Source organism: Pseudomonadales bacterium (assembly GCA_041395665.1).
Classification (GTDB): domain Bacteria; phylum Pseudomonadota; class Gammaproteobacteria; order Pseudomonadales; family UBA7239; genus UBA7239.
The window spans coordinates 42,561-56,016 of record JAWLAB010000004.1 but is presented as its reverse complement, the minus strand read 5'-3'; the positions used below and the strand labels follow the sequence as shown (position 1 = coordinate 56,016).

Below are 13,456 nucleotides of genomic sequence, written 5' to 3'. Positions count from 1 at the left end.
AGAGCGAAGCAACTAACCCACTCACAGCAAAACACCTCACCACAGTATTTCATCAATGCTGTGACGCATTGCAGCCCAGCAAAAATGCGAGTGATGCAGCAATGACTAACTGGGGCAAAGCACTAAAGCTGCTTATCCACAGTGGATCAACACATCAACCAACTTCTCATTAAGCAGCATATTCTCCCCTCGATTAGACATGGATGATGTCAGCCAGCGATACGAGAAAAAATCAAGACAAAGCGCGTGAAATACGCAAAAACCTAATCGAAGAGGTATCACGGGAAAAAAACAAGATGCAGATACCAGCATCAGCAATGAAGACCTCATGCTTTCGATCAAAGCATTGGTGGCCTGCGCCGCAGCATCGAATACAGAGCTCAACAAACACATTGTTACAGGAACAACAGGGGGCACTTTAGCCACCAAAGAAGACATTTTTGAAGCCATCAATAGCATCACCAACACCGCTCAAGTTAATAGCGAGACGGGGTATCGCGAACTCCCAGAAATCAACCAATCACTGGCTGAGAAACTCGCCAGTGCTAGCGATATGCAGTCCAAGGCGCTTTCGACACTCAAACACAAAACTCTATTTCATTACTCTCTATGATGTTTGATCGCTTGCAGAACGAGGAGCAAATTGCAGCCCCCATCAAACCACTCATCGATGAACTACAAGCTCCCATCCTAAAACTTGCCGTTCAGAACCAAGATTTTTTTGCCAACCCTGACAACTCTGCACAAGAATTAATCAACGAGATCGCTCAGGTAGGCACACAGTGGACTCCCAAACAAAACATCAGCAAAGATCCCTTTTACAAAAAAATATCCTCGATTGTTGACGATATCAATGCATCAAGTTTATCAAGTACATCCATAGAACAGCACGAAGAAATTTTCGAAGAAAAACTTATCACACTGAAAGATTTTCTTGAGAGAGAGAAGCAACGATCGGCACTTCTTGGAAGAGCGCATCATTCAAGCGGAGTCCAGAAGGCTAGAACAGAAGCCGCGCGTGAAACTGCTGAAAAAACCATACTGAAGAAAATTTCGCTATAAAGCACCAGAACACACAGCTACATTTCTCTAAAGAATACTGGCAGCATGTTTTATTTTTCACATTAATCGCGATGATGACTTTCTCTATCAGAAGAACAACAAAAGCCAGAAAAACACTTGATGATTTGCTAATTTTTCTTTAGAGCAGAAAACCTCGATACCGAATTTAGCGCTGTTGCAGAGGCAATTGTTTGGCAACGGGTAATTCACATAGGCCTTGAGCTATCAAATGAAGAAGCAACACTGAAAGGTCTACGGGATGAATTCCACAACAGCCAACAGTCCATCAAAGATCAAATCAGCTGCCGCCGCAGAGGCTAGCGCAAAAGCAGCCGAGTTAGAACAAGCAGCAGCTCGTGCAGCCGAAGCACTGTCCAACGCTGTTAGCGTTGTTCTGAAGCGTTCAGGAAACCCAATCAGAGCCGATTCCTACGGCCAACACACACAGCCAATTGAACCACCGCCAGCGATTACTCAAGAAGCTGTTATTTTTGAAACAAGTAATACATCCCCCTCTCCATCTACTGAAGATGACACCACCTTTGACGGCGAAATCATTACAGACAGCCTGCCAGAAATAGATGACGAGATGACTTTGAAGATGAAATTTCACAAGACGAAGATTTTTCTGTCGAAGATATTTTTGATAAGCAAGCCGACATGTTGCGCGCTGACACATGGTTTAGGCTCAGTAATGCGACGCACGATAAACTAAAAATAAAGCTCGCCGTTATCAAACACAACGGCAACTATATTTTTTGGTAAACCGTGAAGGCGCAAAAATTATTACTGCCAAAAAGCCAGAGGTTGCCGAATTGTTGCGCTGTGGAGAATTAGAAATCGTGGATGACTCCATCTTTTTTGATCGCGCACTGGAATCTGTTATTCAGCCCTGCGCAAATAACACGCTTGACCGGCGCGTAGGATTTTCGATAATGGTGTTGCCCCCAAACGCTGCAGCGCCTCCATGTGCCGCACGGTGGGGTAGCCTTTATGTATCGCAAAACCATAGTCTGGATATTGCAGATCCAGCACAGACATTTCCCGATCGCGTTGCACCTTGCCAAAATAGAAGCCGCACTGATTACCGGCACGCGGCTATCGCCTTTCACTACCGCTTCTGCCGAATAGTGCCATTGCGGTAAACGATTGCCATCCACCAAAACAAATTCCGGTTGTATTTGTAGTGCTTCAACAGCTCGCTTCATTGCCAACAAACTGGCCTGCAAAATATTTAGTGCGTCAATTTCTGCTGGTGTTGCGCGAGCAATCGACCAGCACAATGCTTTTTCTTGAATCTCATCAAATAAAGCTTCACGCTTTTTTTCGCTAATTTTTTTTGAATCAGCCAATCCTTTAATAGGCTTTTCTGGATTCAAAATTACGGCAGCCGTCACCACATCTCCCACTAATGGCCCGCGCCCCACTTCGTCCACGCCGGCCAACAAAACATCTTGGTAAGAACAGATATATGCTTCGTTCACCCTGGCAATCTCAACAATTACGCTTTTGGCAGCAAATCGATGATTGCACGAGCTGCCGCTCTGCTGGCATCGCGACGAATATCTTTGTGGATCTCAACAAACGCCTGCTGCATATCAACCACTTTATTTGGCGCACGCAATATGTCGAGCAGTGCGCTAGCTAAATTTTCTGCTGTTGCTTGATCCTGCAAAAATTCTGGCACTAACGACTTATTCGCCAACAAGTTAGGCAGTGACACATAAGGTACTTTTAACAAGCGCGAAATAATGGCGTATGACAATCGAGCCATTTTGTACGCCACTACCATCGGCCGCTTCAACAACATTGCTTCTAATGTTGTAGTGCCTGACGCCATTAATACGATATCACTCGCTGCCATGCACAACTGTGACTGACCATCCACCAATTGCACAGTTAAATCGGAGTAATCTGCCAGCATCGCCTGTAATTGCTCCCGACGCGCAGCATTCGCAGCAGGCATCACAAACAACAATTTTCTTTCTCTCTGAATGCAACAACGCGCGGCATCTAAAAATAAACGCCCCATGCGTTCCACTTCACCCGCACGACTGCCTGGCAGTAATGCAACCACTGTTGCTGAACTTGAGATAGATAAAGCTACTCGCGCCTGCTGACTGTCACTCTCCATAGGAATGCTATCCGCCAAGGGATGTCCAACACAAACAGCACGCAACGAAGGATAGCGATCTGCGTTATCGCGATAAAATTTTTCTTCAAAAGGGAAAAGTGTTAGAACTAAATCTGTCGCGCGAGCAATTTTCTTTAAGCGACCTTGTCGCCAAGCCCATACAGAAGGGCTGACATAATGAACCGTCTTAATACCCGCTACACACAAAGACTCTTCCAGCGACATATTAAAATCAGGCGAATCAATACCAATAAAAACATCCGGCGGATTTGCCAAAAAATGTTCACGCAGAAATCGTCGAATGCGCAATAACTCTGGCAGGCGTTTGAGTGGTTCAATTAAACCCATCACAGCCAGACGATCTTGAGCAAAAAAGCTGTGACAGCCTTCCGCCAACATCAATGGACCGCCAATACCTTCTACTTGCAAGCCGGGATAACACTCACGCAGTGCTCGAATTAAGCCTGCGCCAAGAATGTCGCCAGAAGCTTCGCCAGCAACAATTCCCACACGAAAGTTTCTAGCACTCACAAAATATTCAACTAACGAACAATGCCACGCGTTGATCCGCGCAAAGATTCAATAAAAATATCGAGCGGCGGGCAATCAGAATGCATGACTTCCAACTCAGACAGCGCCTCTTCCAGCGTTAAACCTTCACGATAAACTGCTTTGTATGCACGATTAAGCACTGTCAATTGTTCACGCGTAAAGCCGCGTCGCTTTAAGCCTTCGAGATTAATTCCGCGCGCTTCTGCAGGATTACCATACGCCAACACAAAGGCAGGAATGTCTTTGCCCACAGCAGTTCCCATGCCGGTAAATGCGTGCGCGCCAATGCTGACGCGTTGATGCACCAGTGTATAGCCGCCCAATATTGCCCAGTCATTCACGCGCACATGGCCAGCTAACGCTGTGTTATTGACCAAAATTGTATGATCGCCAATCACACTGTCATGCCCGACATGCACATACGCCATCAACAAATTATGGTTGCCAATCGTTGTTTCAGCACGGTCTTGAATCGTACCGCGGTGAATCGTGACGCCTTCACGAATCACATTGTGATCGCCAATCACTAAACGCGTTTCTTCACCGCGGTATTTCAAATCTGGCGTATCCTCGCCCACCGTTGAAAATTGAAAAATGCGATTGTGTTTGCCAATAACGGTTGGGCCTTTCAAAACACAATGCGAGGCAACTTCTGTACCTTCGCCAATTTCTACACCAGGCCCGATGATTGTCCACGGCCCGACCTTTACATCGTTGGCTAGACGTGCTTGAGGATCAACAATGGCACGAGGATCAATCATTACTGCGCTCACACTTTGCGATCAGCACACAAAATAGTGCCTTCACTGGCCAACTCATCATCAACAAAAGCGCGGCAAGCAAATTTCCAAATACCACGCTTCTCAGAAATAATACTCGCTTCCAAACGCAAGCGATCCCCCGGTACAACAGGGCGCTTGAAGCGCACATCATCCGCACCGACAAAATAATAAATAGAACCGTCCTGCGGCTTTTTATTCATGGTTTTGAAGCCAAGAATACCAGCAGCCTGCGCCATTGCTTCAATAATTAAAACGCCAGGAAATACCGGAATATCGGGAAAGTGGCCATTAAAAATAGCCTCATTGATGGTGATATTTTTGAAAGCAACAATCGATTCGCCCTCTTTCAACTCCACAACGCGATCCACCAAAAGAAATGGATAGCGATGCGGCAAATATTCGCGAATTTCTTTTACATCCATCAACATATTTATTACCTTTTATAAATCGTAAAAACTACGAATGATTGCGTTTATTTTCGAGTGCTCGCACGCGCTGAAACAAAGACTCCAACTGTAAAAACCGCACTGCACTTTTGCGCCAAGCGGCTGTTTTTGTCAGCGCGGTTCCCGATGAATATGAGCCCGCTTCTGTAATCGAACCAGTCACCAAACTTTTTGCGGTGATGTGCACACGATCAGCAATACGCAAATGCCCGACAATACCCACCGCTCCAGCAATCGTGCAATGTTCACCAATTTCTGTACTGCCAGCGATGCCCGTGCAGGCCGCGATGGCCGTGTACTTACCAATCTTCACATTGTGCGCAATTTGCACAAGGTTATCGATGATAACGCCATCCTCAATCACGGTATCATCCAATGCACCGCGATCAATACAAGTGTTCGCACCAATCTCAACACGGTTACCAATTACCACACCACCCAATTGATGAATTTTTTGCCAACCATTGCTTTCTTGATCAGAAAAATTGGGGGCAAAACCAAATCCATCTGCACCAATAACAACTCCACTATGCAGAATGCAATTCTCACCAACTTGTACATTGTGATATATCGTCACGCGCGGGTGTATCAAGCTATTCGCACCAACGGTACTACCTCTCCCAACAAAACAGCCAGCTCCAAGCACAACACCGTTGCCGATGACTGCATTTTCAGAAACCACACAGTGCGCACCAATAACAGCCGTCGTTGCGACTTGAGCCGATGCGGCCACAACAGCGCTAGGATGAATACCTACATTTGTATAGGGCGCCTCAGCAAACAACGAAGAGAGTCGCGCATAGTCCAGATAGGGATTTTCAGAAATCAAACAAGGTACTGGGCAATCTGCAACCAATTCAGATTTGAGTATGACGGCGGCCGCTTGCGTTGATTGCAGTTGGTTACGGTAAGCTGGATTTGAAAAAAAACTGACACGCTCATTATTTGCAGCAGCGAGTGTTGCAAGGCCGCGAACAACTCGCTGGCTTGCATCGAGCGCCGAAACTCCCGATAAAGTTAGGGAGAGACGCTCGGCAATCTCAGCGAGCGTATATCCTCGCGACATTTTTATTTCTTACTGGATGATGTATTTAATTTATCTGTCACTTTTGCCGTGATATCGAAAGATCCATTGGCATGAATGACTGCTTTTCTATCTAACAACAGGCCAATACCTTCAGAATCGACAATGCTTTTTACTGCACTTTCTAAACGAGGACCAATGTTATCCATTAAACGCTTACCAGCTACCTGACGTTCTGCATTCAATTTACGCACAATCAATTCAAAATCAGCCTGCTTGAATTCAATTGTTTTTTGTTTTTCTTGACTACCACCTTTCTCAAGGTCTGTGCGCAAATTGGAAATATCTTTTTTGAGTTTTTCTGCATCATTGATCATTTTGAAATATCTGAGCGCGCTTCAAAAGCTTTCATTTCAGATTTAGCCATGCTGGTATTCAAAATAGCTTCTTGCACATCTAGTACAGCCACTTTACCACCATCAGCAAATACTACTGATACAGACATCAAAGCAACAACAGCAACTACCGTTCTCATCATTCTTTTCACAGTACAACCCCACATTACATCAGTTAAAAAAACAGCCGTTCATGCTACACAAAACAACATCAAGAAATCGTGACTTTTTTAGAAAGTTTGCCCCATTGAGAATTGGAACACCTCGGACTCATCATCGCTACCCGCATTCAGCGGCTTCGCCACACTAAACATCAGCGGTCCAAAACCAGTCACCCATGTCAAGCCAACACCAGTTGAATAGCGCAAATCTCCGGGGCTAAAGCTCAAGCCAGAGCAATTGACTTGTTTGCCACCGTAAGGTCTCGACGACATTAGCGCCAACAATAGTGGGCACTGCATCACTACAAGTGGTGTCGTATACATTACCAAAATCAAAGAATACTGAAGTCTGCATAGAGGATTGATCCTTCACAAACGGCGTGGGAACAATCAGTTCAACACTGCCGTCTATGACAACATTTCCACCAACAGGATCATCATTGCCGTCGTAGGAAATGCCCTCTACCAGGGTTTCATCGCCTGAAGCAGAAGTTCTCGCAACATAGGCTAACTGCCCATCAGGCATGACCGCGTATTGATACGCACGAGCAGGTGTTCCGCGCGGCCCTAATGTATTTCGCTTATACCCACGAACCGAGCCAAATCCACCTGCATAAAAGTTTTCAAAAAAGGGCAACTCGTCCGTACCGCCATAGCCGGCACCAAAACCAAAACGCCCACGGAATCTCAGCGTGTATTTATCGTTAAGCGGCTTAAAGACCTGACCGCGATAAACCGCTTTGAAATATTCAAGATCACTAATACCAGGAGCGGTTCCTTCAAATGCAAGGCTCTGTGAAAAACCACTCGTGGGTAATTTAGCTTTATTGAGCGTGGACTGGCTCCATGTTGCCGTTAATTTGATGTCATCAAAGCTATTTCCATGGCGATCCAAGAAGCCTTTGTAAGCGGGTCCAGCCGTCATACCCGTGTACACACCGTCAACAGGTGACTGCGGCGCACAAGTAGTGAGATCAGACAAGCATGATTGATCAACATAGGGAATACTAGGATCTGGAATCGATGCAGGAGTACCAGATATTTCCTGTGGGGGAGAAGAGCCTACTTTAATAGAGTTGTGTACATAGCCCACACCAAAGCCCAATCTTTCAATTTCAGAAATAGGGTATCCAAAATTCATATCTACGCCGTAACTATCGACTGAATAATCAGCAACGTTGTAGTTTTCTAAATCACGAGAGGTGTAATACACATTAAAACCGCGACTAACTCCATCTGCCGTGTAATAAGGATCCATATAAGAAAAACTGATTTGGTCCATGTAAGAGCTGGTGCTGATATTTAAGCCAACTTTTTTCCCTGTTCCCAAGAAATTATCCTGCTGAATACTTCCACCCAGAATCAATCCCGATCCTTGTGCAAAACCGATACTTGCACCGATGCTGCCAGAAGGCTGCTCTTCTACTGCGTACTCCACATCGATTTGATCACCGGTTCCCGGCACATCCGTTGTTTTCACATCAACCGTTTTAAAATACCCCAGACGCTCCAAACGCGTTTTTGACTGCTCAATTTTTGAAGAATCAGCCGTTGCAGATTCCATTTGACGCATTTCTCGACGCAACACTTCATCTGAAGTTTTCGTGTTACCTCTAAAGTTGATTCGATTGACATAAACACGATGATGCGGAATGACGGAGAAAGTAATTTTTACTGTTTTATCCGCTTCGTTTCTTTCAGGAATGGATTTCACCTCAGCGTAGGTGTACCCCTCACTTCCCAAACGCTTTGAAAGTGCCGTCTGCGAGTTAGTCAAGTTAACTTGTGAAAAAGTTTCGCCCTGCTTTAATGTCACTAAGCTGTGCATTTCTTCTTCCGGCACAATCAGCTGACCAGAAAAATCAATTTGGCTGACCGTATAAACATCACCTTCATGAATATTCACTGTAATAAAAATAGCCTCTTTATCATCAGACAAAGACACTTGCGTGGACTCAATATCGAAACGCAAATAGCCACGATCCATATAATAAGAACGCAACCGCTCTAAATCTCCCTCCATTTTTTCACGAGCATATTTGTCATTACTAGTAGCCCACGACAACCAATTTGAAGGCTCAGACTGAAACAAATCCAATAAATCTTCTGTGGCGAAAACGCTGTTACCGATAATATTAATAGCCTTGATACGCGCCACTTCTCCTTCGTCGATCCCAATAGAAATACCGACTCGATTACGCGGCAACTCGCGCACTTCTGTTTTTACTTTTGCACCGTAACGCCCTTGACCGACATACTGCCTTTCTAATTCAGAACCCATCGCCTCAAGTGTTGATGGCTTATAGATTTGCCCTTCTGTCATGCCCGCTTTTTTTAAGGCACTACTTAATTCTTCCGTTTTGATCAACTTGTTGCCAGAAATACTAATTTCCGCAATGGTTGGGCGCTCCACCACTTTAATAACCAACACATCGTGATCGCGATTAATTTGAATATCGTCAAAGTAGCCCGTACGAAACAATGCACGCGTTAATTCTTGTAGTTGACTGAATTCGATTTCATCACCGGTACTAACAGGTAGCGCAGCAAACACAGAACCTGGTGAAACGCGTTGCAAACCGTCGATACGAATATCTGCAATTTTGAAGGTGCCTTCCGCATGTACAACAGACGCAGCCAAAGCCATTAACAGCCCAGCTAACAATACTAGTTTTTTCAACATCTCAATCACTCAGAATCCCTTGTTTGCACCCAAGCGCAAACACATTAATCAACGCTTTATTTTCTCAACACAACGGCGTACAGCTACAAGCGCAACACATCGTTATAAATAGCAAACACCATCAAACTGGCTATTAATGCCATGCCAATTTGAGTACCTAATAACTGAACTTTCTCTGGCACAGGACTGCCTTTAGCTGCCTCGATCAAATAGAGCAGCAGCAAGCCGCCATCCAACACGGGGATGGGCAGCAAATTCACGACACCCAAATTAATGCTAAGAACGGCAAGCATACGGCAAAACACAGCCAAGCCGTGCTCCGCCGAATCGCCGGCCACTTTAGCAATGCCGAGGGGACCACTCAAGTTCTTTGGTGACAGATGTCCAACAAACAACTTTTGTAGCGTAACCAACAAAAGCTTTGACTGGCTGAGAGTCTCTGTAATGCCTTGGTGCAAAGCCTGTAATGGTGACTTACGCGTATAGCGAATGTAACGCTCATCCATGGGAGGAGAGCCAATTTGCGCACCAATTTGACCTATAACTTCCCCTTTTGAATCAATAACTTTTGCCGGCTTTACGACTATCTCCTTCAATACACCTTCGCGGCGCACACCCAACTTTAGCGCTTGCTCTGGCTTGCTTCGCACGCTTCCAAGCCAAGTTTCAATCCCTTCAACCGCTTGGCCATCCAGCGTTTCAATCACATCTTCGGCTCGTAGCCCAGCCTGTGCTGCCCTACCTTCTGGCAGCACATCGCGCACCAGTACAAAAGGTGGTTCATAAAACTGGAATCCCAACCCTGCAATGGGATCCGGCACCTCTGTATCGGCCAACCAACTCTGTAGCCCAACCAACAATTCATAGGTTGTTTCATTCTCGGCAAAGCGCACAGTGATTGCCAAATCACCCGTATCACCAATACGAGCAATCAACGCCTCCAAAACATCGGCCCGAGAAACAGTTGCAACACCATCCACAGCAATGATTTCTTGCCCTGCTTGCATGCCAGCACGCGCGGCCAATGAATCGGGCGTAACTTTACCGACAGTCGGTGCCAAGCTCAGCTGACTGCCAGAAAACAGTATCGAGAATAAAATAGCGGCCAGCAAAAAATTAGCCATAGGCCCGGCCAGTACGATCAAGCTGCGCTTCCACACAGGTTGGCGATTAAAGCTGCAATGCAATTCAGCCTCAGCGACAGGCGCTTCGCGCTCGTCCAGCATTTTGACATAGCCACCCAAAGGGATAGCAGCTACCACAAACTCACAGCCCGTTTTATCTGTGCGGCACCACAATGCTTTTCCGAAGCCAATGGAAAACCGTAAGACTTTGACGCCCAACTTACGGGCAACCCAGAAATGACCAAACTCATGCACAGCGACCAAAACAGCAATCGCCACAATAAAAGCACCAGTTGACCAAAAAAATCCTGCCATGGATTGCCAAATCGCGGTTGCATCAGCCATAACTTGCCACCTCGTATTCGGCTTGCGCTCTCGCCTTGCTATCGACAGCAATCAAAGCTGCTATATCAGGCGCAACAGGGAGATCAGCCAACGCACACAACACGCGCTCAACCACTTCAACAATGCCTGTAAACGGTAACTGCTCTGCCAAAAATGCGGCCACTCCCACTTCGTTCGCTGCATTCAAAACGGCTGGCGCACTGCCTTCTTTTTGTAAGACTTCGCGCGCTAAACGCAACGCAGGAAAGCGCACTTCATCTGGCGGAAAAAACTCCAGTTGCATAGCAGAAGCAAAATTCAAACGCTGCACGCCAGCATCAATGCGTTCAGGCCACGCTAAACCGTACGCAATTGGCGTGCGCATATCAGGACAGCCTAATTGCGCGAGCGTGGAGCCATCCACATATTCCACCATCGAATGCACGATGCTTTGCGGATGCACCACAATGTCCACTTTGTCATGTGCAATATCAAACAAGCGACACGCTTCGATCAACTCCAAACCTTTATTCATCATCGTTGCAGAATCGACAGAAATTTTTTGCCCCATGCTCCAATTGGGATGTGCACACGCTTGTTGCGGCGTTACAGCACGCATTTCTTCTAACGATGCATGGCGAAATGGTCCGCCGGATGCTGTCAAAATTAAACGATTAACACCGGCATCCTGCAAAGATTTCCCGTAAGGCAAACACTGAAAAATAGCATTGTGTTCGCTGTCGATAGGCAACAGCGTTGCACCAGATTTTTGCACCGCCTGCACAAATAAATGCCCAGCACATACTAAAGCTTCTTTATTTGCCAGCAGGATTTTTTTGCCAGCATTCACAGCAGCCAGCGTGGGCGCCAAGCCAGCAAAACCCACAATTGCCGCCATCACTGTATCAACAGATTGATGCGCAGCGACAAACTCTAAGCCGTCTACACCAGACAACACCTCTGTCGCCAATCCAGCTTGCTGCAACATTTGTGCAAATTTCTCTGCTGCATTGACATCCGCCACTACAGCAAACTGCGGCACAAACTGTTTGCACTGCGCGAGCAAAACATCAATACGCTGATTGGCGGTTAGCGCAAAAATTTTGTAGCGATTGGGATGCTGTGCGACCACATCCAAAGAGCTAACGCCAATAGAACCGGTGGAACCCAAAACAGTAATGGACTGCACAGCACTCATAACACAGCGCCCCACAAATACAGCAAAGCAAACACAGGCACAGCCGCTGTCCAGCCGTCGATACGATCCATCACGCCGCCGTGCCCTGGCAACAATTGACTGCTGTCTTTAATACCGCGCGCACGCTTCACCATGCTTTCAAACAAATCTCCCAGCACAGAAGCGCAAGAAATGAGCATCACAGATACAATCAACACAAAGCTTTTGAGTACGCTTACATTACAAAACACAGCCACCAACACAGCTAAAACAATATTCGCTAAAACACCACCCCAAAAACCTTCCCATGTTTTATTTGGGCTGACACGCTCTGCCAACTTATGTTTTCCAAAACGACGACCCGCAAAATAAGCGCCAATATCGGCTGCTGCAATAATGGCAATCACCAACCAAACTAAACCACTGTGCGCCACTAAAGGCTGCAAAAACAACATGCCAAGCCAAGCCGGCAGTAACAACCAAAATCCTAAAAACAACAAAACATTAGGATGCTCGAATAGTTTGACATTGGGATAACGACGAACAGCAACAAATGTTAAAACCCAGCCCAATACAGACAAAGCTAAACTGACAGTTAAAACACTTCCCGCCTGATACGCGTCTAAAAAAAACAAAGCCAACATCGCACAAGCCATCACACCAGCATAAGCAACTTGCTGGCCACGCTGTGCCAAACCCACCATATTGGCCCACTCGCCAGCAGCTACCAAAAAAATCAATGAGAACAGTGCAACAAAAGCGTGAAATGAAAATAACAACAATACAACAGCCAATCCAGCCGCCAAACAACACGCCGTGATGATTCGTGTTTTAAGCACCGGCACTTACCTGATCGCCAGACAAACCAAAACGGCGTTGGCGCGTATAGAAATCACTGATGGCAACGCGCATCGCATCCGCATCAAAATCGGGCCAAAACAAATCCGAAAAATACAGTTCAGCATAAGCAGCATGCCACAGCAAAAAGTTACTGATGCGCTTTTCACCACCGGTGCGTATCAATAAATCCACTGGCGGTAAATCACCCAAACTCATGGTTCGATTGACCAACTGCTCATCAATGTCGGCTGGCGTCATATCACCACGCACACAAGCTTCCGCCAATTTTCTTGCCGTATTGGTGATATCCCAACGACCACCATAATCGGCAGCAATCGACAGCACGCGTTCACCACCAGCAGTAAACGCTTCAGCCTCATCAATAAGCTTCAATAATTTTGGCGAAAACCGAGTGCGATCACCAATAACCCTCAGGCTTACACTCTCCTCTTTCATTTTTTTCTTTTCATTAGAAAGATACAGCGAGAACAAACCCATCAATGCATCCACTTCTTTCGATGGTCTCTGCCAGTTTTCTGAACTAAAAGCAAAAACGGTTATGTAAGGCACTCCTGCATCTTTTGCAGCACCGAGCACATCACGCACCCGTTCAACACCTTTCTTGTGGCCAGCCACACCGGGCAAACTACGCTGTTTTGCCCAGCGATTATTGCCATCCATAATCAGAGCAATGTGCTGCAATTTTGCAGATTTCACAGCAGGAGTTGTCATACGCGCTTCAATATCTCGAC

The 13,456-nt window shown here is 46.2% G+C and carries 14 protein-coding genes and 1 pseudogene; 3 read left to right on the top strand and 12 right to left on the bottom strand.

The features are described from left to right. Positions 1 to 328 precede the first annotated feature (328 nt). The 3 genes from R3E63_06950 (at position 329) to R3E63_06940 (ending at position 1,777) form a co-directional block, all read left to right on the top strand. Positions 329 to 613, top strand: coding sequence for a hypothetical protein (locus R3E63_06950; GenBank protein MEZ5539676.1), 285 nt, complete (start codon positions 329 to 331; stop codon positions 611 to 613). Continuing rightward, entirely contained in the window at positions 610 to 1,062 is a 453-nt protein-coding gene (locus tag R3E63_06945) for a DUF1631 family protein (GenBank protein ID MEZ5539675.1), read from the top strand. Before R3E63_06950 ends, R3E63_06945 begins: the two co-directional genes overlap by 4 nt. Positions 1,063 to 1,321: 259 nt before the next feature. Continuing rightward, complete coding sequence (locus tag R3E63_06940; protein MEZ5539674.1) at positions 1,322 to 1,777, top strand: hypothetical protein; 456 nt, start codon at positions 1,322 to 1,324, stop codon at positions 1,775 to 1,777. A 118-nt stretch (positions 1,778 to 1,895) separates the two neighbouring features. On the opposite strand, the pseudogene rnhB reads toward R3E63_06940, so the two are convergent. The 12 genes and pseudogenes from rnhB to uppS form a co-directional block, all read right to left on the bottom strand. Continuing rightward, a pseudogene (gene rnhB / locus R3E63_06935) lies at positions 1,896 to 2,546 on the bottom strand (ribonuclease HII). Positions 2,547 to 2,563: 17 nt separating this feature from the next. Next, entirely contained in the window at positions 2,564 to 3,727 is a 1,164-nt protein-coding gene (gene lpxB / locus R3E63_06930; GenBank protein ID MEZ5539673.1) for a lipid-A-disaccharide synthase, read from the bottom strand. Between the two features lie 11 nt (positions 3,728 to 3,738). Then, complete coding sequence (gene lpxA / locus R3E63_06925; GenBank protein MEZ5539672.1) at positions 3,739 to 4,509, bottom strand: acyl-ACP--UDP-N-acetylglucosamine O-acyltransferase; 771 nt, start codon at positions 4,507 to 4,509, stop codon at positions 3,739 to 3,741. Positions 4,510 to 4,517: 8 nt separating this feature from the next. Further along, positions 4,518 to 4,955, bottom strand: coding sequence for a 3-hydroxyacyl-ACP dehydratase FabZ (gene fabZ, locus R3E63_06920; protein ID MEZ5539671.1), 438 nt, complete (start codon positions 4,953 to 4,955; stop codon positions 4,518 to 4,520). Positions 4,956 to 4,986: 31 nt separating this feature from the next. Further along, positions 4,987 to 6,042, bottom strand: coding sequence for a UDP-3-O-(3-hydroxymyristoyl)glucosamine N-acyltransferase (lpxD, locus tag R3E63_06915; GenBank protein ID MEZ5539670.1), 1,056 nt, complete (start codon positions 6,040 to 6,042; stop codon positions 4,987 to 4,989). Between the two features lie 2 nt (positions 6,043 to 6,044). Beyond that, a complete protein-coding gene (locus R3E63_06910) occupies positions 6,045 to 6,377 on the bottom strand; it encodes an OmpH family outer membrane protein (GenBank protein MEZ5539669.1) in 333 nt (110 codons plus the stop codon). Beyond that, positions 6,374 to 6,538: a hypothetical protein gene (locus R3E63_06905; GenBank protein ID MEZ5539668.1), complete on the bottom strand. Its 165-nt coding sequence runs from the start codon at positions 6,536 to 6,538 to the stop codon at positions 6,374 to 6,376. Before R3E63_06905 ends, R3E63_06910 begins: the two co-directional genes overlap by 4 nt. Before the next feature lie 235 nt (positions 6,539 to 6,773). Next, positions 6,774 to 9,239 (bottom strand): outer membrane protein assembly factor BamA, encoded by a 2,466-nt coding sequence (gene bamA, locus R3E63_06900; protein MEZ5539667.1) that lies wholly within the window; start codon positions 9,237 to 9,239, stop codon positions 6,774 to 6,776. An 83-nt stretch (positions 9,240 to 9,322) separates the two neighbouring features. Further along, complete coding sequence (gene rseP, locus R3E63_06895) at positions 9,323 to 10,708, bottom strand: RIP metalloprotease RseP (GenBank protein ID MEZ5539666.1); 1,386 nt, start codon at positions 10,706 to 10,708, stop codon at positions 9,323 to 9,325. Then, on the bottom strand, positions 10,701 to 11,885 hold the full coding sequence (gene ispC / locus R3E63_06890) for a 1-deoxy-D-xylulose-5-phosphate reductoisomerase (protein MEZ5539665.1): 1,185 nt from the start codon (positions 11,883 to 11,885) through the stop codon (positions 10,701 to 10,703). The genes rseP and ispC overlap by 8 nt, the downstream gene beginning before the upstream one ends. Continuing rightward, positions 11,882 to 12,703, bottom strand: coding sequence for a phosphatidate cytidylyltransferase (locus R3E63_06885; protein ID MEZ5539664.1), 822 nt, complete (start codon positions 12,701 to 12,703; stop codon positions 11,882 to 11,884). The genes ispC and R3E63_06885 overlap by 4 nt, the downstream gene beginning before the upstream one ends. Further along, entirely contained in the window at positions 12,696 to 13,436 is a 741-nt protein-coding gene (gene uppS, locus R3E63_06880; protein MEZ5539663.1) for a polyprenyl diphosphate synthase, read from the bottom strand. The genes R3E63_06885 and uppS overlap by 8 nt, the downstream gene beginning before the upstream one ends. Positions 13,437 to 13,456: the final 20 nt, after the last annotated feature.